The organism is Robertkochia solimangrovi (assembly GCF_007279655.1).
Taxonomy (GTDB): domain Bacteria; phylum Bacteroidota; class Bacteroidia; order Flavobacteriales; family Flavobacteriaceae; genus Robertkochia; species Robertkochia solimangrovi.
Genome location: NZ_QKWN01000006.1, coordinates 394,425 through 417,178, shown reverse-complemented (window position 1 = coordinate 417,178; position 22,754 = coordinate 394,425). Strand labels below are relative to the sequence as shown.

Below are 22,754 nucleotides of genomic sequence, written 5' to 3'. Positions count from 1 at the left end.
TTCAGATCTTTTCAATCAGGTTGTTAAAGACTCCCTGCAATACTTTTCGTATTGCAGCTGCCCTTTCTTCATGGTATTCGGTCTCATCATCGTTCATGTAGTTCGTTTTTGCCATTTCCAATTGTAACGCATGTATATTCTGAGTCGGATCACCGAACGACCTTGTTATATATCCGCCTTTGAACGGGTGGTTATGCATGAGTTCGTAATCAGCAGTGGAAAGTGCGTTATATGCGATATCGATTAGTTCCTTGCTGCAAGATGTTTCGTCATTATCTCCCAGAATTAGATCAGGGAAGGCTTCAGAGCGAATCCCCGGAACTACTTTCCGAATGGAGTGTGCGTCAAAGAGCAGTACCCTTCCGAATTTTGCCTGATATTCCGCCAGCATGCCGGCGATTTTTGCATGATAAGGTTGGTAATAGGTTTTTATACGTCTGCTTACTTCTTCTGAATCAGGTGTACTGCCCACATAAATGGAATTTCCATTAAAATCGGTTTCCGGAGTTAGTGCAGTGATCACCCTGCCGTCATTATATAAGGGTTTACTTTCGGGATCCCGGTTCAGATCGATCACCCATCGGCTGTAATTTGCAGAGATCATTTTAATTCCCATAGAAGGAGCAAAATCGTAAAGCCGGTCGATGAACCAATCGGTGTCATCAGGATTATCGACAGCTTCCTTCTTGTATTGGGCACGTATATCCTCCGGGAATGCAGTTCCTGAATGCGGGGAACTGATAATTATCGGAACCGGAGTGGTGGTAGGTTCTGTAATTGTATAGATTTCCATGATCGATCATTCATTTATTGAGGGCGAAAATAAGAAACCTTAATGGCTTCAGCTCAATGGAAGCAAAGTAATTTTTGTGGATTAGTCGCTAAATTTTAAGTCTTTATCCTATAGGGCAACTCTGTTATAAGATTTATAAACGCACAAAGTTTACGTATATTTATAGCGTAGAAATTACGGTTATCAAACTATGGAACTCACTACATTTATCAGGGATATTCCCGATTTTCCAAAGCCGGGAGTACTATTTAAGGACATAACCCCGCTATTGAATGATTATAAGGCTACTCGTTATGTGGTAGATCAGTTGTATGAATTCTCTTCGGGAAAAAATATCGATCGTGTCGTTGCTATGGAAAGCCGCGGATTCTTCTTTGGAATGCTGCTGGCAGAGCGTTTGCAATGTGGTTTCGTTCCGGTACGTAAACCGGGGAAGCTACCTGCTGAAACGATTACAGAAGATTATTCCCTTGAGTATGGAACGAATAGTTTGCAAATGCATACCGATGCAATCCAACCTGGAGAGCGTGTTTTGATACATGATGATGTACTCGCTACCGGAGGTACCGCAAAAGCTGCCTGCGACCTTGTGGAACGTTTAGGAGGGGAGGTGATCCAGTTGAATTTTTTGATGGAATTGACCTTTCTGAAAGGTGCAGAGCTGCTTAAAGGAAGATCGATCGAAAGCCTGCTACAATATTAGTCGATAGCCCTTTTGGTGACCCAGGCCCTCCAGCCGATAATGGCTAGCTGTAATTTACTGGCTTTAGCGAGATCCAGTCTTTTCTTTGTATAGGATGGCAGAACGATTTTATTCAATTTTGCCAGAAACTTGTAGATTGATTTTTTCATAAATGTGAAAATACCAATTTTTTTCGAGTTGGTGTAAGCATCCTGTTTATCTGATGTTTCATCCAAAAAAAAAACACCCGATTTGTATTCGGGTGTTCTCAAAGTATGGAAGTGGGTATTTTAGTTCATCTTGATAATGATCGCACCTTTTTTAGCTTTATCACCATATTTGGTAATGGCTTGTTCTCCTTTAAAGACCATTACGGAAGCAATTTTTGAAGGATCAAGATTCTTAACCTGTTCAGAAGTAGCGGGTTTTCCATCGATCTCGAAATAGGCTCCTTCCATTTCTGCATCAACAATGAATGTAGATTTCTCCGTGATGGTTTTAGCCTGACCCGCATTGGTCTTTGATGTGATCAGGATAACTCCGTTTTTTCCTTTTTCTCCATAGACATTTGTAGCGCTGTGATCCTTTAGTACGCTTATGGAAGCGATGTTCTCAGGGCTGAGATTCTGCAATTCTTCCTGGGTGATCTCTTTACCATCAAGAATGTATAAGGGAGTACCTTCCTGATTGGTGGTCACAACCATGCCATTCCCTTTTTCAGAAGTCTGACGGATCACGATCTTATTTTTAGTTTTTACGGTATCCTGTTCTTCACGGGTTACCCAGGTCATTCCATTGCCTGAATCTTCACTTACGGTGACATTAAATTGCTTTTCACCATTTTCAGATTTTGTTTCGTTTACCTCTTTGATCTGAATCTGGTAAGGAGTGTTAGCGCTATCAGATTGGATCCATTGTGCAGTGTTTCCTCCGGTACTTTTGACGATGGTATGCGCGTCGTCATTTTCAGTGGTGAATGTAAAAGTTTTCGTAGAAGAAGTGTCGAGTCCCTTGACGGTTGTACTATCGTTATTATTCTTGAAGATATAACCGGTAACCGTAACTGCCTTGTTCAAAGAATCATCACCAGACTCTTCTGTAACCCAAACGGCATTATGATCGTTCGATGCTCCTGAAGAGCCATATCCTTTAACGATCACTTCCTGAATGGTGTCGGCTCCACCATTCCCAGCGGTCTTAATCACAAAATTCCCGGTACTTGCAGGTGCTTCATGATTCTTATGAATAAAGATTTGATCTCCATTCTTTACTCCGAGTTCCAGCGCAGGAATCCCATCAGGTACTTCATAGCTGGCACTTGCTTTGTTGCTGCCTTGCTGTAGTTTTACCTTGAGTCGGGATATGAGTCCGTCCTCGTTGCGTTTTACCCGACTATAATCGAAGTCCAGATCGTATTCCGATTTAAGATCTTTTTTTAAACTTTCCAGGTCGCTGTCTGACATTTTATTGGAGAGAATAAAGGAAGTTTTGGTGATCGGCGCTTCATTGTTTACCATTTTTTCTTCCTGAATTACCTTATACTGAGCCACGGTTCTGGTATTGAACATCAGTGTGAAAATTAACAGGAAGGGTAGTGGTAGGACAAGCTTGAATAAGTCTCTTTTCTTAGAGGGATTTTGATGTAACATAACTATTCGTTTTTTGATTAATGAATTAAAAAATGGATTGATGATCGATAATTGATTATGATTTGTGTGTTGTTTCAATAAGATATATTGATAGGCTTTACTGCTTTCTGTGATCTCACTGGCACCTTTGTCTGCAAGAAATTCAAGATTCTGAGCAACGGACTTACGGTAGAGCCATGTAAATGGATTGAACCATAGCACAATGGTGAGGAGGTGCATAAATATAATATCCAGTGAATGCCATTGGCGTACGTGTATCTTCTCGTGTTCCATGATGGTATGGAATTCATTTTCATCATAAAGATCAGGGTTGATCAGGATGTATCTGAAAAAGGAGAAGGGAGTTTCTATGTGTTTATGCGTTAGAAGCACAAAGTTTCGGTCAATGGATCTTTTACATTGTCTGCTAAGTCTGTATAACGATAATAATTGTATCAAAAAGCGTATTCCAAAAAATAGCAATCCACCAACATATATATAGGTTAGGAGGTCTTCGGTCGAAACGGCAGGGGCTTCCGGTGTAGTCTCGGAAATGTTGAAAGAGGGTTGTATCAGATTCTGATGCAGGGTGATTGTTTTTGTTTTGATTATTTCAAAGTAAGGGAGCAACACAGCGATAACGGAGCCTGTCATGAGGAATAATCGATTGTGTTTAAAGAAAGTTTCTTTGCTCAAAAATACCCGGTAAATGACCCAGAACAATATTAAAAGAGCGCTTGATTTTATTAAATATACTATCATAATTCCAATATCATTTATTTTCGATTTTATCAAGGATCTCTCTGAGCTCGGCAGCACTGATCTTTTCTTCCCTGGCAAAGAAGGATACCAGGTTCTTGTAGGAATTATTGAAATAATCCTCTATAGCGGTGCTGATATATTTGCTCCTATAGTCTTCTTTGGCAACCAAAGGAAAATACTGATGGGTCTTTCCGAAGGCTTTGTGACCGACGAATCCCTTTTCTTCCAGATTTCTTACGATCGTTGACAAGGTGTTGTAGTGTGGTTTCTGGTCATCATTGGCAAACTCCTCGAGGATTTCTTTGACGAAAGCCTTTTCGAGTTTCCAGATGATCTTCATCACCTCCTCTTCTTTATTTGTCAGTTTTTGCATAACACTGTTTTCTTGAGTTCGAATATATAACGAGATTTTTAGTTATACAACTATATTTGTAGTTTTTTAACTAAAATTATAGTTTTCAGCTTTTGTGCTGCCCGGAAATGAGGAGAAGGTTAATCGGGTAATTTCGATGGAAAGAAATTTTGGTATGCTTATATTTACAGGCTAAACAGACCTCTATGAACTTTCTTCTTATTGTTATCGGACTCGTATTATTGGTTATGGGTGGACACTGGTTGCTTAAAGCTGCCGTGGATCTCTCACTGAAGCTCGAGATACCGAAAATCGTGATCGGGATGACCGTTGTTTCGTTTGCAACATCAGCTCCGGAACTCATAGTGAGTGTTAATGCTGCGCTTGAAGGGTTTCCTGATATTGCGATGGGAAATGTTATTGGGTCGAATCTTGCCAATATCGGTTTCGTACTGGGTATAACGGTAGTGTTATCATCGATTGATGTGGAGCGAAGCTTCTATAAAACTGACTGGCCGATGATGATGATCGCCTCCATTATGTTGTTTGGTTTTGTCATTACAGATGCAAAGCTCGATCGTTTGGAAGGCGGGATGATGTTTACTTTTCTTATTGTATTTCTTATTTATCTTTTGCGTTTTCAAAAGCCTGCTGTTGTTGATGAGGTGGAGGAGGTAGGGGAGCCGCTTTCGGCAGTGAAGTTGGTTCTGTACCTGTTGTTTGGAGGTGTAGCACTCTGGGGAGGCTCTGAATTGTTGATCAGGGGGGCTGTAGGGATGGCGCGTTTCTATAATGTGAGCGAACGTATTATTGCAGTGACCGTAGTTTCGGTAGGCACGAGTATACCTGAGTTGGCTGCCTCTGTGATTGCGGTATTAAAAAAGGAAAAGGCGATTTCCCTGGGGAATCTGATCGGATCAAATATATTCAATATTCTGGCAGTGCTTGGAATAACTTCTATGATTACACCTATAACCATAGTAGATGCCGGATTGCTTACTAACGATATATACTGGATGCTTGCTGTATCATTCCTGATTCTTCCACTTGTATTTTTTCCGAAAGGATTACGACTTGGGTGGAGAGATGGTATTGTATTACTGGGGTGCTATGCTGTGTTCGTTTATCTTACCGTTCGGTGATTGAGCGATTAGGTTTTTTCGTCACGGTGTAGCCTTTTACGATGTTACATTGTGACGTTGGTAAACAGTAAATCAGTGAAGCAGTAAACTGTAATCTGTTCTCCTGAACATCCCTAAATAGCGTTGAACGTTTTCTGTTATCTGTTTTTCCGTTTTCTGTTTTCTGTATCCCGTCACAAGTCACCCCGTAACATGGTAACAAAGTAAATCAGTAAAGCAGTGAAGCAGTAAACTGTAATCTGTTCTCCTGAACATCCCTAAATAGCGTTGAACGTTTTCTGTTATCTGTTTTTCCGTTTTCTGTTTTCTGTTTTCTGTTTTCTGTTTTCCGTTTTCCGTTATCTGTATCCCGTCACAAGTCACCCCGTAACATGGTAACAAAGTAAATCAGTAAATCAGTGAAGCAGTAAACTGTAATCTGTTCTCCTGAACATCCCTAAATAGCGTTGAACGTTTTCTGTTATCTGTTTTTCCGTTTTCTGTTTTCTGTTTTCTGTTTTCTGTTTTCTGTTTTCTGTTTTCTGTTTTCCGTTTTCCGTTTTCCGTTATCTGTATCCCGTCACAAGTCACCCCGTAACATGGTAACAAAGTAAATCAGTAAAGCAGTAAAGCAGTGAAGCAGTAAAGCAGTGAAGCAGTAAGCTGTGATCCGTTTACCGTTTTCTGTTTATCGTTTTCTGTTTACCGACTAAGGCACAAAGCAACCTGTTACATTGTAACATAAAAGATAAAAAGGCCATTCCGTTAAACAGAATAGCCTTTTCGATCATGGAATTAGTTAAAATCTACTATGCCTCTACAGGTACGTCTACAGACTTAACAGTTTTGATAATTCTTGCAGCAACCTTGTAAGGATCGGCGTTAGATGCTGGACGACGATCTTCTAACCATCCTTTCCATCCGCTTTCTACAGTTGCGATTGGAATACGGATTGAAGCACCACGGTCAGATACTCCGTAAGAGAACTGATCGATAGATTGAGTTTCGTGCTTTCCGGTTAGACGTTGATCGTTGTAGGCACCGTAAACGGCGATATGTTCTTTAGTAACAGGTCTGAACGCTTCACAGATCTTTTCGTAAACTTCTTTACTTCCAGCAGTACGAAGTGTTCCGTTAGAGAAGTTAGCGTGCATTCCTGACCCGTTCCAGTCTCCGTGGATTGGTTTCGGGTGTAATTCGATATAGTAACCGTATTTTTCTGTCAGTTTGTTAAGGATGTAACGGGCAACCCAGATTTCATCACCGGCTTTTTTAGCGCCTTTTGCGAAGTTCTGATATTCCCATTGTCCCGGAGCAACCTCTTGGTTGATCCCTTCAATGTTGAGTCCGGCTTGCAGACAAAGATCAAGATGTTCTTCAACAAGATCTCTACCCCAGGTGTAACGACCACCTACAGAACAATAATATTGTCCTTGTGGACCAGGGAAACCACCTCTTGGGAAACCAAGTGGAAGGTCTGTTTTATTGTCCATAATAAAGTACTCCTGCTCAAATCCAAACCAAAAATCATTATCATCATCATCGATCATCGCTCTACCGTTCGATGGGTGTGGAGTTCCGTCAGGGTTTAAAACCTCGGTCATAACGAAATAACCATTCTCTCTTGATGGATCAGGGTAGATCGCAACAGGTTTTAAAAGACAGTCGGAAGAATTTCCTTCAGCCTGAAGTGTAGAACTACCGTCAAAAGACCACATCGGGCAGCTTTCTAATTTACCGTCAAAATCATTGACGATTTTGGTTTTACTTCGAAGTTCCTGTGTTGGCTGATAACCATCCAACCAGATGTACTCAAGTTTAGCCTTACTCATAACTTAGATTTAGTTTAAATTGAACATTCTAATAAGCAAAAATATATTTTTTTCTGAAACCCATAATAAATGAAGGGTGATTTTCCTGAGGGCATAAATATTTTTACGGATACCCTATTTATTAAAGGGGTATTTTCGAAATTTATTAATTTTATCCGGCTGACAGCCCAAAAAATAAATTATTTTCAGACTTTTGCTGTCATTTCAAAACCGGTTTTTCTGTCGGTTGTTATTTATAGAACAATAGGTACTTAAATATAATAATTTATAACAAATTATGGCGACATTTCGTATTAAGGCGGTACACGAAACCTATAAAAGAAAGCCGGTTTCCGTTACCATAAAAGGGAAGCGTTCTGAGTTATTCGGGAAAAATGTTTTTAATGAAATGGTCATGCGGGAAACTCTTTCAAAGGATGCCTTTAAGAGCGTGATGGATTCTATGGAAGTGGGAGCCAGAATCGATCGAAAGCTGGCTGATGAGGTTGCAGCAGCGATGAAGAATTGGGCGCTTTCAAAGGGGGCGACTCATTATACACACTGGTTTCAGCCGCTTACCGGTGCTACTGCAGAAAAACATGATGCCTTTTTTGAACCGGTTTCCAATGCGCATGCCGTAGAAAAATTCGGGGGAGATCAACTGGTGCAGCAAGAGCCTGATGCTTCCAGTTTTCCTCATGGAGGAATCCGGAATACGTTCGAGGCCCGAGGGTATACCGCCTGGGATCCTACATCTCCCGCTTTTGTATATGGTACTACGTTGTGTATACCTACTGTTTTTGTTTCTTATACCGGTGAAGCGCTGGATAATAAGGCGCCGTTGCTAAGGGCGCTTCAGGCAGTAGACCAGGCAGCCACCGAAGTAGCTAAATATTTTGATAAAAATGTTACCAAGGTAAATGCGACACTCGGGTGGGAGCAGGAATATTTTCTGGTCGATAAGGCTTTGGCCAGTTCGAGGCCTGATATCGTGCTGGCGGGAAGAACGTTGTTAGGGCATTCACCTGCAAAAGGGCAGCAGCTCGATGATCACTATTTCGGATCGATCCCGGATCGTGTCCTTAATTATATGAGAGATCTTGAGCAGGAATGTATGTTATTGGGAATTCCGGTAAAGACCCGTCATAATGAAGTAGCGCCGAATCAGTTTGAAATTGCCCCGATCTTTGAAGAGGCTAATCTGGCGGTCGATCATAATTCATTATTGATGGATGTAATGGATAAGATTGCCGATAAACATAATTTTAAGGTCTTGTTTCATGAAAAACCTTTTGCCGGCATCAACGGATCCGGTAAACATAACAACTGGTCACTATCCACAAATACCGGGGTAAACCTTTTGAGTCCGGGGAGTACACCGATGAAGAACTTGCAGTTTCTGACTTTCTTTATCAATACGATCAAAGCAGTTCATGACAACGAAGCACTGATACGATCCTGCTTTGCTTCTGCAAGTAATGATCACAGGCTGGGAGCTAATGAAGCGCCTCCCGCTATCATCAGCGTTTTTATAGGGTCACAACTTACAAAAGTGCTGGATGAGCTGGAAGATGTATCTAAGGGTAAGCTCTCCCCTCAGGAAAAGACCGATCTTAAACTGAATGTAGTAGGTAAGATCCCGGAAATCCTCCTCGACAATACCGATAGAAACCGGACTTCACCCTTTGCTTTCACCGGAAATAAATTTGAATTGAGGGCTGTGGGTTCCAAAGCGAACTGTGCTAAACCAATGACAGTACTAAATACGATCATGGCAAAACAGTTGAAGGACTTTAAAGCTGAGGTCGATCAGCTTATCGATAAGAAGGGTTTAAAGAAAGATGAGGCTGTATTTAATGTGCTTCGGGAATATATCAAAGCATCCAAAAGAATTCGTTTTGAAGGAGACGGGTATAGCGCACTCTGGGAGAAGGAGGCAGCTAAACGCGGACTCACAAATTACAAAACGACACCAGCGGCATTAAGAGCAGGGATCACTGAAGAGATTGTCGAACTTTTTGAAAAGCTGGAAGTGATGAGCTCTGTGGAGTTAAAAGCAAGGCATGAAATTGAATTGGAAGAATATGCCATGAAAATCCAGATCGAGGGGCGGGTGTTGGGAGATATCGCAAGGAATCATGTGATCCCGACAGCGATCCGATATCAGAATATGTTGATTGAAAATGTTAAAGGACTCAAAGAAGTGTTCGGGTCAGATTTCAAAAAACTCGCATCGGAGCAGATGGATATCATCGAATCGGTTTCACACCATATTGCAGAGATAAATTCCAAAGTGAACAATATGACCGAAGAGCGCCGATTGGCCAATAAAATGGAGAATGCACAATTGAAGGCCGATGCATATTGCGAGAAGGTGTTGCCGTTCTTTGAAGATATCCGATACCATTGTGATAAGCTCGAATTAATGGTCGATGATCACCTTTGGCCGCTGACAAAATATCGCGAATTACTGTTTACAAAGTAATGAAAATCGGTGTATGACCGACTTTTATTTGAAAAGGGTATTTAAACTGAGTTTTTAAAAAGTTTGTCGAAATGTTGTGCAATCCGTCTAATTTAATGGATCGGAATAATAAATGTTAATGACGATTTACTATATTTGAAATGCTATTAATCAATTTAATCTGGTGATTTCAGAGTCTTCTAAAGACTTGGTCTAAGGAAGTTTCGGAATCACAAAAAGGGGTAAGAGAGGTAAAACTCTCGTTTAAGCACACAAACTTTTGTTTGTGTGCTTTTTTTTTAAAGGTTATTTTTGTGCAAAATATTCTGGAATGAGTTCTGAAGTAAGTAAAAGGTATGCCCAGAGAGGAGTTTCTGCCTCTAAGGAAGATGTTCATAAAGCAATTGAAAATGTCGATAAAGGATTATTCCCAAAGGCATTCTGTAAGATCGTTCCTGATCATCTGACGGGAGACGAAGACTATTGTCTGGTTATGCATGCTGATGGTGCCGGTACCAAGTCTTCTCTGGCTTATATGTACTGGAAGGAAACCGGAGACCTTTCTGTGTGGAAAGGGATCGCTCAGGACGCACTTATAATGAATATCGATGACCTTTTATGCGTTGGAGCCACCCGGAATATACTACTAAGCTCTACTATAGGAAGGAATAAGAATCTTATCCCGGGAGAGGTGATCGCAGCGATCATCAATGGTACTGAAGAGCTTATCGCTGAACTGAAGGAGTATGGTGTTGAGATTCATTCTACCGGAGGAGAGACTGCCGATGTCGGCGATCTCGTTAGAACCATTATTGTTGATTCAACAGTTACCGCTCGAATGAAGCGCAGTGATGTGATCGATAATGCTCATATCAAAGATGGTGATCTGATCGTCGGACTCGCATCTTTCGGACAAGCGACTTATGAGTCGGAATATAATGGCGGGATGGGGAGTAACGGACTTACTTCGGCAAGGCATGATGTATTTGCTAAATATCTCGCGGAAAAGTATCCGGAAAGTTTTGACCATGATGTACCCGATGATCTTGTCTATTCCGGAACCGTTAAACTTACCGATGCCGTAGAAGGGGTTACTATTGATGCAGGTAAACTTGTGTTGTCACCAACCCGTACCTATGCGCCGGTTATCCAGAAGGTCCTTTCTGAGATCGATCGCTCTTTTATCCATGGAATGGTGCATTGCAGTGGTGGGGCGCAAACCAAAGTATTGCATTTTGTAGATAATGTCCATGTTGTTAAAGATAACCTTTTCCCGGTTCCGCCGCTTTTTGAACTCATTCAGAAGGAGTCCGGAACTTCCTGGAAAGAAATGTATCAGGTCTTCAATTGCGGACATCGCATGGAGCTGTATGTTGATCCGGGTGCTGCAGATGATATCATGGAAATTTCGAGGTCTTTTGGAATCGAGGCGCGTATCATCGGAAGAGTTGAAGCATCTGCTACTAAAAAACTTACCATTAAAAGCGATAAGGGAACCTTCGAGTATTAAAATTCAGTTCCATGTTTTGAGTGTATGGTTTCGAAGATAGTGTTTTCGGAACGGGAAGGTATTGCCATAGATGAAATACTTTGGATAATCGCCTGACATCACTCATACATACTATCGATATGTGGGATTTTTCTTCATTTTTAATTTTGTTTTCACCGGGAAAAGCTTTGTAAAATATGATACATGTCATTTTTCATTAAGTTGTAAAAGTTGTAAACTTTCTTGTGTTGATAAATTCATAAATGATTGATAATCAATTTAATAAATCAATTTACTTGTAAACTTTGAGAAATTTTATTTTTACGACTATTCATTTTTTAGCTACTTTTGAACAGATTTCTCAGTTTAACTTTTCATTTCAAACCGTATAATTATGCAATCAGGTACTGCTACTGCCACGCAAAGGATTTATACTCAGGAAGAAGCTTATCAGGCATCGCTTGCTTACTTCAAGGGAGATGATCTTGCAGCAAGAGTATGGGTAAATAAATATGCCCTTAAAGACTCTCAAGGAAATATTTTTGAATTAACTCCGGACGATATGCACCGCAGGATCGCTCGTGAGCTGGCAAGGGTCGAAGTAAAATATGCCAATCCGATGTCAGAGGATGAGATCTTTGAGCTTATCCGAAATTTTAAATATATCGTTCCTCAGGGGAGTCCGATGGCGGGAATAGGGAATCCATTCCAGATCGCTTCACTTTCCAATTGTTTTGTGATCGGAAACGAGGGCAACTCCGATTCTTATGGCGGAGTGATGAAGATCGATCAGGAGCAGGTACAATTGATGAAACGTCGTGGAGGGGTAGGCCATGACCTATCTCATATACGACCAAAGAAATCTGAAGTAAAGAATTCAGCTTTGACATCAACCGGACTTGTGCCGTTCATGGAGCGTTATTCAAATTCTACCAGAGAGGTGGCGCAGGATGGAAGAAGAGGAGCGCTTATGCTTTCCGTAGCCATTAAACATCCGGATGCGGAAGATTTTATCGATGCCAAGATGGAGCAGGGGAAAGTGACTGGAGCAAATGTCTCTGTGCGTATCGATGATGACTTTATGAAAGCCGTTGACGCGGATATCGATTATACCCAACAATATCCGATCGATACTGAGGATCCTGTGGTGACTAAATCGATCAAAGCTCGTAATCTGTGGTCTAAGATCGTTCACAATGCATGGAGGTCTGCTGAGCCCGGTATCCTGTTCTGGGATACGATTATCAGGGAGTCAGTGCCGGATTGCTATGCTGATCTGGGCTATAAGACCGTTTCTACGAATCCTTGTGGAGAGATCCCGTTATGTCCGTATGATTCATGTCGCTTGCTGGCGATCAACCTTTTCTCTTATGTAGAGAATCCGTTTACGTCAAAAGCGAAATTCAATTTTAAGCTTTTCGGGAAACATGCAGCGGCGGCACAGCGTATGATGGATGATATCATCGACCTGGAACTCGAAAAGATCGATGCCATTATCGCTAAGATCGATGCAGATCCTGAATCTGCTGAGATCAAAGGTGTAGAGCGTAATCTTTGGCTTAACATCAGAAAAAAAGCTGAAGAGGGTAGAAGAACAGGGATCGGAATTACCGCTGAAGGAGATATGCTTGCAGCACTCGGCCTTAGATATGGTAGTCCTGAGGCAGTAGAATTCTCGGTACTTGTACACAAGACATTGGCGATTGAAGCTTATAAAGGTTCAGTTCACCTGGCAAAAGAAAGAGGTGCCTTTAAAATATTTGATGCCGAAAGGGAAAAGAATAATCCATTCATCCTGCGTCTTAAGGAAGCAGATGAAAAATTATATTATGAAATGCTTGAATACGGTAGAAGAAATATCGCATTGCTTACCATTGCACCTACCGGAACTACAAGCTTAATGACACAAACTACTTCGGGTATCGAGCCGGTATTCCTCCCCGTATATAAAAGAAGAAGAAAGGTGAATCCGAACGATAAGGATGTTCGTATTGACTTTGTGGATGAAGTTGGAGATTCATGGGAAGAATATGTAGTGTTCCATCACCGATTCAAACAATGGATGGAAGTGAACGGTATCGATACTTCTATTGCCTATTCTCAGGAAGAACTGGATAAGCTTGTCGAAAAGTCTCCATATTACAAAGCGACGTCAAATGATGTCGACTGGCTGAGTAAGGTTCGTCTTCAGGGTCAGGTTCAAAAGTGGGTCGATCATTCGATAAGTGTAACGATCAACCTTCCAAATGATGTATCTGAAGAATTGGTAGGTTCTCTATATCTTGAAGCATGGAAAGTTGGATGTAAAGGAGTAACCGTATATCGTGACGGTTCCCGTTCAGGAGTGCTTATCTCCAATGAAGAAAAGAAAGAAGAGCAAAATGATAATACGCTTACAGCATTCCCGACCAAACGTCCTCAGACTCTGGAAGCGGATGTCGTAAGATTTCAGAACAATAAAGAGAAGTGGATCGCCTTTATCGGACTCATCGATGAGAATCCTTATGAGATCTTCACCGGACTTTCAGATGATGAAGACGGAATCCTTATTCCAAGATGGGTGAATCGAGGTTATATCATCAAGAATAAGAATGAAGATGGAACCGGAAGATATGATTTTCAGTTTGAGAACAAACGTGGATACAAGACTACCATCGAAGGACTTTCACACAAGTTTGATCCGGAATACTGGAATTATGCAAAACTGATCTCCAGTACACTGCGTCACGGAATGCCTATTGAAAAGGTGGTAGATCTTATCAATAGCCTTCAGCTTGATAGTGAGTCGATCAATACCTGGAAGAATGGTGTGGCAAGAGCATTGAAGCGATACGTGCCGGATGGAACAGAGATCAAAGGGCAACAATGTACAAATTGTGAGAGTACAAATCTTATCTATCAGGAAGGATGCCTTACCTGTAAAGATTGTGGCTCTTCTAAATGCGGATAACAATACCCTGCTATATGATAAAAGCCTGTGAAGATAATTCACAGGCTTTTTTTATTGGGTCCTGTAAATCTTCCAATTCGCAGGTTTATATTCGAAGGTGGATATCATCAAAATTATCGTAAATTTGCAATCCGAGTTAGAATACCATTTATGTTAGATAAATTAAATATAGTAAAACAACGTTTTGACGAGATATCCGATCTGATCATACAGCCGGATGTTATTGCTGATCAGAAACGTTATGTCCAGTTAAATAAGGAATATAAGGATCTTAAAGAGCTGGTCGATAAAAGAGAAGAGTATATTGCTGTGACCAATAACATCAGTGAGGCTGAGGAGATAATTGCAGATGGAAGCGATGCTGAAATGGTCGAAATGGCAAAGATGCAACTTGATGAGGCCAGAGAGCAATTACCTTCCCTTGAAGAAGAGATCAAATATCTCCTGATACCTAAGGATCCGGAAGACGCCAAGAACGTTGTGATGGAGATCCGTGCAGGAACAGGAGGCGACGAAGCCAGTATCTTTGCGGGAGATCTGCAACGTATGTATACCAAATATTGTGAGAGCAAGGGTTGGAAAGTTAATGTTGTTGATTTCAACGAAGGGACCTCCGGAGGATATAAGGAGATCATTTTTGAAGTGAATGGCGAAGATGTCTATGGTACCCTGAAGTTTGAAGCAGGCGTGCATCGTGTTCAGCGTGTTCCTCAAACAGAGACCCAGGGTAGAGTTCATACCTCGGCCGCAACAGTAATGGTGTTACCGGAAGCAGAGGAATTCGATGTGGAACTGGATATGGGGGATGTGAAAATTATTCGAACCACCTCTACAGGGCCCGGAGGACAGTCGGTGAATACGACTTATTCGGCGATCCAGTTGCAGCATATTCCGACTGGAATCGAGGTGCGATGTCAGGATGAGAAATCTCAGCATAAGAACCTCGAAAAAGCCATCAAGGTACTTCGTTCAAGACTCTATGAAAGAGAATTGGCTAAAAAGATGGAAGCGGATGCAGCAAAGCGTAAAAGTATGGTTTCCAGTGGTGACAGAAGTGCAAAGATCCGTACCTATAATTATCCGCAGGGAAGGGTTACCGATCACAGGATCGGATTGACTCTATATGATCTGTCTAATATCGTGAACGGAGATATCGAAAAGATCATCGACGAACTCAAAATGGCAGAGAATACTGAAAAGCTCAAAGAAGCCAGTGAAACACTGTAAAACAAAAATATTACGTAAAGAAGAATGTCATGCCATAACAGGCATGGCATTTTTTATAAATACCCGTTATAGCAAATGAGAACCGAAGCCCTTGTAGCACAGATCCGAGAGAAAAGATCCTTTTTATGTGTAGGTTTGGATGTAGATATGTCCAAGATACCTTCATTCCTCCTGGATGAACCAGATCCTATATTTGCCTTTAACAAAGCGATCATCGATGCAACCCATGATCTTGCGGTTGCCTATAAACCGAATATAGCTTTTTTTGAGGCTTATGGATTAAAAGGCTGGGAGTCTCTTAAGAAGACCATCGATTATCTCAATGAGAAATGTCCGGAAGTCTTTACGATCGCCGATGCTAAAAGAGGAGATATCGGAAATACCGCCCGTATGTATGCAAAGGCCTTCTTTGAGGATCTCAACTTTGATTCTGTAACCGTGGCACCTTATATGGGGAAAGACTCCATAGAGCCTTTTCTTGAATTTGAAGATCGTCATACCATTCTGTTGGCCCTGACTTCAAATCCGGGAGCATTTGACTTTCAAACCTTAAAGGCTGATGGTATAGAAATCTACAAGCATGTGCTAAAAACTTCCACAACGTATACGAATTCGGAACAGCTTATGTATGTGGTAGGAGCTACGAAAGCCGAATACCTGAAAGAGGTCAGGAAGATCGTTCCTGATAGCTTTTTACTGGTGCCTGGTGTGGGTGCACAGGGTGGGAGTCTGGAAGAAGTTTGTAAATATGGTCTGAATGATCAGATCGGTCTGCTAATCAATTCCTCACGGGGAATTATCTATGCAGGAACGGATGAAAATTTCGCTGACGTAGCCAGAGAAAAAGCCTTGGAGCTAAAGCTTCAGATGGAGGCTTATATGTAAGCATATACCATTATGGCTGTTGTCCTCACCGATGCTACCGGATGTCTCCTTAAATTTGATGTATCCCCTGTAAGGATTATTTCTTTGGTGCCTTCCCTGACAGAATTGCTGGTTGATCTCGGATTGAAGGAACGATTGGTGGGAATTACAAAATTTTGTGTTCATCCGAAAACGCTCAAGGATGACATCGCAATTGTAGGTGGAACCAAGCAAGTGGATTTCCACAAAATTTCAGCGTTAAAACCTGATATCATAATTTGCAATAAGGAAGAGAATACCGAGGAGATCGTTGCTACATTGAGAGAATTAACACAGGTGCATGTTTCTGACATAAATGATCTCGATGACGTAATAAGACTTATAGAAGATTATGGAGTCTTGTTCGGTACACGTAAAAATACCACTGCGCTTATAGACGCATTACAAGTAGAAATTCATAATTTTTCAGCCTTCATGAAGGGGAGGCCTGTCTTTGAGGTACTGTATCTGATCTGGCGAAAACCCTGGATGACGATTGGCGGGGATACCTTCATACACCATATGCTTAGTCTGTGTAATTTGAAAAATATCTTTGGGGATTTGAAACGTTACCCACTTACTGAGGCAAATTATCCGCTTCCCGAGCCGGATTTTGTTTTTATGTCTTCCGAACCCTTTCCTTTTAAAGAAAAACATAAGGATGAAGTTAATGCTGTCTTCGGAGGGAAGCCTTTACTGGTTGATGGAGAATTCTTCTCGTGGTATGGGAGCAGGTTGTTAAACGCTTTTGACTATTTTAAAGATTTAAGAGTTGAGATTGAGCGCATACAAGCTGAACGCTAATGCAAGAAAATTGTTTGAAATACACCGGAGTTAAATTATAACATCCAGTGGTTAAGGGTGAAGAATTGAGAATTGAAAATTGAGAATTGAATAAATTAATTCTTAATCCATAATTCTTCATAAATACGAATTCTACTTATTCAGGCTAACTATTATTTTTGCTTAATCCACAACAAATGGTCATGATCCTGATTCAAGGGGTGTAGGGATGTTATTTAAATAAAAAAAACCGATTATGGAAATCGGTTTTTCTAAAACTAGCTAACTCAAACAATTCAAAGTATGAAAATAAAATTTACTCTGCAAAGGTCTGATTTGAGGGTATAAAAAATGTTAATTACAAATTACCTTTGTATTAATTATACCTAAAACCACCGTTAGCTACTGTATTGTTTTAAAAAACAAATCCTAATCAGTATCTATTTACTCAAATATAAAAAAAAATTAATTACATCCAACTAAAATTGGATGTAATTAAGTGATTTTTAACGGTTTGTGGTCTTGCGTTTTTGACTTTGTTCGGTTGATCAAACACCGTCCTGAAGGGCGAAAACTTTCTGAAGTACCAGGGTGGTTCGCTCCGAGACTGAGCTTCTGATCTCTTTTTCTTCTTCTCCGATCATCGTGAAGACTCCGTCAAGAGCCTTATTGTTCACATAGGAAGTAAGGTCGGGATCTACCTTTTTGGTAAGTGGAATACTATTGTATTTCGTGATGATGTTTTTCCAAATGTCGTTAGCTCCAACCTTGTCCAGAGAATTTTTGATCACCGGTTTGAACTTTTCTGAAAGCTGGTCGCTCGTCTTATTTTCAAGATAACTGGTGGCAGCCAGATTATCTCCCATAAGGATGTTTCGGGCATCGGTAAATGTTATATCTTTCACCGCTGCCACAAAGATGGGAGTGGCTTCCTTAACTGCATCCTCTGCAGCGCGATTCAACAACAGGATACCCTGATCTGCCAGATCATCAAGTCCGATATTTCTCAGGGCTTTGTCTACATATTGCAGTTCTTCCGGGAGGCTGATCTTTACCAATTGATTACCGAAGAAACCATTTTCTTTTGTAAGCAGCGTTACCTGTTGGTCGATACCTTTTTGCAATGCTTGTTGTAAACCAGTAGCGATATCACCTTCCGTTACCGATTGTACGGGAAATTGTGAAGCGATCTGTTGTAATTCTGCACAAGATGTAAGTACGAACATCAAGGCAAGGGTCATAATTTTTTTCATGAATTGGGGCTAAAATATTATCAGCTAAAAATAATTGTTTTATTGTTAAACACCATAGTCTTTCTTTCGATATGCAGACGAATTCCTCTGGAAAGAACGATCTTTTCCAGATCTTTTCCTTTCGAAACCAGGTCTTTTACGGAGTGCGCATGGGTTACTCGGGTAACGTCCTGTTCGATGATCGGACCTGCATCCAGGTCTTCGGTGACATAATGAGACGTGGCACCAATGATCTTAACTCCTCTTTTGAAGGCTGAATGATAAGGCTTTGCACCAACAAATGCCGGAAGAAAGGAATGGTGAATATTGATGATCCTGTTCGGGAATTCCTCGATGAGTTTCTCCGAGACAATCTGCATATATCTTGCGAGGACGATGAAATCGATTCTAAAAGCCCTGAGCAGTTCGAGTTGTCGGGCCTCAGCCTCCTTTTTATTGGATGCATTTACAGGAATATAATAATACGGAATATCAAAGTTAAGCGCTGCTTTTTCGAGATCCGGGTGGTTACTGATGATCAGTGGTATTTCCACGTTCCATTCCCCGGAATGATAACGGCTGAGAATATCATACAGGCAGTGGTCATATTTTGAGACGAAGACCGCCATTCGGGGTTTATCTTCGCGTGTATGACATTGCCAATGCATTTCATAAGGTATTGCCAGCGTTTTGCTGAAATCAGCCCGGAAGACTTCCGAATTGAAATCATCGCCGAATTCAGCCTCGGTGCGCATAAAGAATACTCCGTTTTCACGGTCTACGAACTGGTCATTGTATACGATGTTGCCGGAATGCTTCAAAATGAATCCGGTTACGCCGGCGATGATGCCTTTGGAATCGGGGCAGTGAATCAAAAGTGTGATACTGTTCATTATCAGTGTTTTTCAACATTTAAAAATAAATATTTTGTGCTGAATCTTTTTGTGGAATCCCTTTGAATTATTCTAAAAAAATTCTCTGGATTTTTGCAAAATCAGTAAATTGCATCCCCTTAAAAGCAATTTCATTACAAATGGAACAAATAAAGCCCTATAAGCCGAAACATAAAGTTCGGATAGTGACTGCAGCTTCTCTTTTTGACGGACATGATGCCGCAATAAACATCATGCGTCGTATCATTCAGTCGACCGGAGTCGAGGTTATTCACCTCGGACATGACCGCAGTGTTGAAGAGGTCGTAAATACTGCAATTCAGGAAGATGTCAATGCTATCGCGATCACATCCTATCAGGGAGGACATACAGAATATTTCAAGTATATGTATGATCTCCTGAAGGAAAAAGGGGCGGAGCATATCAAGATCTTCGGAGGCGGTGGCGGTGTGATCCTGCCGGAAGAGATCAAGGAACTGATGGATTACGGAATCACCCGAATCTATTCTCCTGATGATGGAAGAGAACTGGGATTACAGGGAATGATTAATGATCTGGTTAAAGAATCCGATTTTGCTATCGGAGAGCAACTGAACGGGGAGTTTGATCATTTGAATGAAAAGAGTAATGGGGCAATAGCCAGGATCATCTCTGCTGTAGAGAATTTTCCGGAAGCACATGGTGCTGTCCTGAAGAAGATCCATGATAAGAATAAGAATGCTGAGATCCCTGTTTTAGGTATTACGGGTACTGGCGGTGCCGGAAAAAGCAGTCTTGTCGATGAGGTGGTAAGGCGCTTTTTATCCGATTTTCCGGAAAAGACCATCGGAATCATTTCCGTGGATCCTTCTAAAAGAAAGACAGGAGGCGCATTGCTGGGAGATCGTATTCGTATGAATGCGATTAATAGTCCGAGAGTCTATATGCGGAGCCTGGCAACACGCCAATCTAATCTGGCGCTTTCTAAACATGTGGCCGAAGCCGTTGAAGTACTCAAGGCTGCGGGCTACGACTTGATAGTGCTTGAAACTTCAGGAATTGGCCAGAGCGATACGGAGATTCTGGATCATTCTGATGTTTCACTTTATGTGATGACTCCTGAATTCGGGGCTGCCACGCAATTGGAGAAGATCGATATGCTGGATTTTGCCGATCTGGTTGCGATCAATAAGTTCGATAAACGCGGAGCTTTGGATGCTTTACGAGACGTCAAAAAACAATACCAGCGAAACCATCAGCTATGGAATGCTAAAGAGGATGAAATTCCGGTTTTTGGAACCATCGCTTCTCAGTTTAATGATCCGGGTATGAATACGCTCTACCGGGCAATAATGGATAAGGTCGCTGAGAAGACGGGAGCTGATCTTCGTTCGTTACACCAGCTAAGCGCGGGTATGAGTGAAAAGATCTATGTAATTCCTCCCAATCGAACAAGGTACCTTTCTGAAATCTCGGAAAACAACCGTCATTATGACCGTAGGGGATTAGCACAGCGATCTGTAGCGCAGAAGTTATATGGGATCTGGTTGACCCTCGGTTCAATTCTGAAATCAGAACCGGAACTCCTGCAGCACGGACTCGATCACGAGGCGATTATGGTGGCTGCGGAAGAAGAGAAAAGGGATCTTATCAAATTGTTACTGGCGGAATTCGACAGTGTACGACTACATCTGGATCCGGTCAACTGGAATATCATTACTGGTTGGCAAACAAAAAGAGAACGTTATAAAGCACCGGAATATACCTTTGAAGTAAGAGGGAAAAAAATCAGTATCGATACGCATTCCGAATCGCTTTCACATACCATGATTCCGAAGGTGACCTTACCTAAATATGAAGCATGGGGAGATGTTCTTCAATGGGTTATGCAGGAGAATGTACCGGGTGAATTTCCATTTACAGCGGGATTATATCCCTTTAAGCGTACCGGGGAGGATCCGACACGGATGTTTGCCGGGGAAGGTGGTCCGGAACGAACTAACCGAAGATTTCATTATGTGAGTCTCGGTATGCCTGCTAAAAGACTTTCCACAGCATTTGATTCGGTAACCCTATACGGAAATGATCCGGATATGAGACCTGATATCTATGGAAAGATCGGGAACTCTGGAGTTTCGGTATGTTGTCTGGATGATGCTAAAAAGCTTTATTCGGGTTTTAATCTTGCCGATCCGCTTACCTCGGTAAGTATGACCATTAATGGGCCGGCACCTATGTTGCTCGGATTCTTTATGAATGCAGCCATCGATCAGCAATGTGAGTTGTATATCCGAGAAAAAGGACTGGAAGAAGAAGTAAATCGAAAGATCGATGCAATCTATCAGGAAAAGGGGGTTGCGCGTCCGGTTTATAAAGGGTTTGGAGCGTCTGAAGGACTTCCGGAAGGCAATGACGGACTCGGTTTGATGTTGTTGGGTGTTACAGGTGATCAGGTGTTGCCGTCAGCCATCTATACGGAGATCAAACAGCGTACGCTCTCCCAGGTTCGGGGGACGGTTCAGGCAGATATTCTCAAAGAAGATCAGGCACAGAATACTTGCATCTTCTCTACGGAGTTTGCATTAAGACTAATGGGGGATGTTCAGGAATACTTCATTGAAAAACAGGTGCGTAATTTCTATTCGGTTTCTATTTCAGGTTACCATATCGCTGAAGCCGGAGCAAATCCGATCACGCAGTTGGCATTTACACTGGCAAATGGGTTTACCTATGTTGAGTACTACCTGAGCAGAGGTATGGATATCAATAAATTCGGACCTAATCTCTCTTTCTTTTTCTCGAACGGGGTAGATCCGGAATACGCGGTGATAGGTCGTGTTGCCAGAAGAATATGGTCAAAGGCGCTGAAGCATAAGTATGGGGCAAATGAGAGAGCGCAAATGCTCAAATATCACATACAGACGAGTGGACGCTCATTACATGCACAGGAGATCGATTTTAACGATATCAGAACGACACTGCAAGCATTGTATGCTATCTATGACAATTGTAATTCTTTGCATACCAATGCCTATGATGAAGCGATCACGACGCCTACAGAAGAATCGGTTCGAAGAGCCATGGCGATACAGCTGATCATTAATAAAGAGCTGGGGCTTGCGAAAAATGAAAATCCTTTACAGGGAAGCTTTATCATTGAAGAACTAACCGATCTGGTGGAGGAAGCGGTTCTGACTGAATTCGATCGAATCACGGAGCGGGGAGGTGTTCTTGGCGCAATGGAAACCATGTATCAACGCTCGAAGATCCAGGAGGAAAGTCTTTATTATGAAACACTGAAGCATAGTGGGGAATATCCGATCATCGGGGTTAATACCTTTTTGAGCAGTAAAGGTTCACCGACGATCATACCTTCGGAAGTGATTCGTGCAACGGAAGAAGAAAAACAACAACAGATCGCTACGCTTAAAAAACTTCATGCAGTCTATGGAGAAAGGGCCGATGCTTCCCTGGAAAATGTCAAAGAAGCCGCTGTCAATAACCGAAATATGTTTGAAGAACTTATGGAAGCGACCAAGGTGTGCTCACTGGGTCAGATAACCAATGCTTTGTTTGATGTAGGTGGCCAATATCGACGAAATATGTAGGGATATAATCATAAAAAAAAACGCTGCTCCGATGAAAAAGAACAGCGTTTTTTTAATATATAGAAATTATTGCAAGA

Annotated in this window: 16 protein-coding genes; 9 read left to right on the top strand and 7 right to left on the bottom strand. The window is 41.6% G+C overall.

All coding sequences use genetic code 11. The annotated features are described in order from the left end of the window. Position 1: 1 nt before the first annotated feature. Positions 2–793 carry an N-formylglutamate amidohydrolase gene (locus DMZ48_RS10070; protein ID WP_143955006.1) on the bottom strand — a complete coding sequence of 264 codons (792 nt, stop codon included), beginning with the start codon at positions 791–793 and terminating at the stop codon, positions 2–4. 190 nt (positions 794–983) lie between these two features. Here DMZ48_RS10070 and DMZ48_RS10065 point away from each other — a divergent pair, with 190 nt between their 5' ends. Further along, on the top strand, positions 984–1,496 hold the full coding sequence (locus tag DMZ48_RS10065; RefSeq protein WP_143955005.1) for an adenine phosphoribosyltransferase: 513 nt from the start codon (positions 984–986) through the stop codon (positions 1,494–1,496). Here the strand turns inward: DMZ48_RS10065 and DMZ48_RS10060 are convergent. The 3 genes from DMZ48_RS10060 to DMZ48_RS10050 form a co-directional block, all read right to left on the bottom strand. Then, positions 1,493–1,645 carry an SsrA-binding protein gene (locus DMZ48_RS10060; protein WP_143955004.1) on the bottom strand — a complete coding sequence of 51 codons (153 nt, stop codon included), beginning with the start codon at positions 1,643–1,645 and terminating at the stop codon, positions 1,493–1,495. The genes DMZ48_RS10065 and DMZ48_RS10060 overlap by 4 nt on opposite strands. A 120-nt stretch (positions 1,646–1,765) precedes the next feature. Beyond that, on the bottom strand, positions 1,766–3,799 hold the full coding sequence (locus DMZ48_RS10055; RefSeq protein WP_162558700.1) for a M56 family metallopeptidase: 2,034 nt from the start codon (positions 3,797–3,799) through the stop codon (positions 1,766–1,768). Between the two features lie 76 nt (positions 3,800–3,875). Beyond that, complete coding sequence (locus DMZ48_RS10050) at positions 3,876–4,238, bottom strand: BlaI/MecI/CopY family transcriptional regulator (RefSeq protein ID WP_143955002.1); 363 nt, start codon at positions 4,236–4,238, stop codon at positions 3,876–3,878. Positions 4,239–4,423: 185 nt separating this feature from the next. On the opposite strand from DMZ48_RS10050, the gene DMZ48_RS10045 reads away from it, so the two are divergent. Beyond that, positions 4,424–5,359, top strand: a complete 936-nt coding sequence (locus DMZ48_RS10045; RefSeq protein ID WP_143955001.1) for a calcium/sodium antiporter — start codon at positions 4,424–4,426, stop codon at positions 5,357–5,359. 788 nt (positions 5,360–6,147) lie between these two features. Here the strand turns inward: DMZ48_RS10045 and DMZ48_RS10035 are convergent. Next, positions 6,148–7,170, bottom strand: coding sequence for a glutamine synthetase beta-grasp domain-containing protein (locus DMZ48_RS10035; protein WP_143954999.1), 1,023 nt, complete (start codon positions 7,168–7,170; stop codon positions 6,148–6,150). Between the two features lie 277 nt (positions 7,171–7,447). On the opposite strand from DMZ48_RS10035, the gene DMZ48_RS10030 reads away from it, so the two are divergent. From DMZ48_RS10030 to DMZ48_RS10005, 6 genes are all read left to right on the top strand, one after another. Beyond that, positions 7,448–9,634 (top strand): glutamine synthetase III family protein, encoded by a 2,187-nt coding sequence (locus tag DMZ48_RS10030; protein WP_143954998.1) that lies wholly within the window; start codon positions 7,448–7,450, stop codon positions 9,632–9,634. 310 nt (positions 9,635–9,944) lie between these two features. Further along, entirely contained in the window at positions 9,945–11,123 is a 1,179-nt protein-coding gene (locus DMZ48_RS10025) for an AIR synthase related protein (protein WP_143954997.1), read from the top strand. 373 nt (positions 11,124–11,496) lie between these two features. After that, on the top strand, positions 11,497–14,052 hold the full coding sequence (locus DMZ48_RS10020; RefSeq protein ID WP_143954996.1) for an adenosylcobalamin-dependent ribonucleoside-diphosphate reductase: 2,556 nt from the start codon (positions 11,497–11,499) through the stop codon (positions 14,050–14,052). 150 nt (positions 14,053–14,202) lie between these two features. Beyond that, a complete protein-coding gene (gene prfA, locus DMZ48_RS10015; RefSeq protein WP_143954995.1) occupies positions 14,203–15,279 on the top strand; it encodes a peptide chain release factor 1 in 1,077 nt (358 codons plus the stop codon). 75 nt (positions 15,280–15,354) lie between these two features. After that, positions 15,355–16,164 carry an orotidine-5'-phosphate decarboxylase gene (pyrF, locus tag DMZ48_RS10010; protein ID WP_143954994.1) on the top strand — a complete coding sequence of 270 codons (810 nt, stop codon included), beginning with the start codon at positions 15,355–15,357 and terminating at the stop codon, positions 16,162–16,164. A 12-nt stretch (positions 16,165–16,176) separates the two neighbouring features. Next, positions 16,177–16,986 carry a helical backbone metal receptor gene (locus DMZ48_RS10005; protein ID WP_143954993.1) on the top strand — a complete coding sequence of 270 codons (810 nt, stop codon included), beginning with the start codon at positions 16,177–16,179 and terminating at the stop codon, positions 16,984–16,986. A 527-nt stretch (positions 16,987–17,513) separates the two neighbouring features. Here DMZ48_RS10005 and DMZ48_RS10000 read toward each other — a convergent pair. Beyond that, positions 17,514–18,218: a DUF4197 domain-containing protein gene (locus DMZ48_RS10000; RefSeq protein ID WP_143954992.1), complete on the bottom strand. Its 705-nt coding sequence runs from the start codon at positions 18,216–18,218 to the stop codon at positions 17,514–17,516. 20 nt (positions 18,219–18,238) lie between these two features. After that, positions 18,239–19,090, bottom strand: coding sequence for a formyltetrahydrofolate deformylase (gene purU / locus DMZ48_RS09995; RefSeq protein WP_143954991.1), 852 nt, complete (start codon positions 19,088–19,090; stop codon positions 18,239–18,241). A gap of 140 nt (positions 19,091–19,230) precedes the next feature. On the opposite strand from purU, the gene DMZ48_RS09990 reads away from it, so the two are divergent. Further along, positions 19,231–22,677 carry a methylmalonyl-CoA mutase family protein gene (locus tag DMZ48_RS09990; protein WP_143954990.1) on the top strand — a complete coding sequence of 1,149 codons (3,447 nt, stop codon included), beginning with the start codon at positions 19,231–19,233 and terminating at the stop codon, positions 22,675–22,677. Positions 22,678–22,754 lie beyond the last annotated feature (77 nt).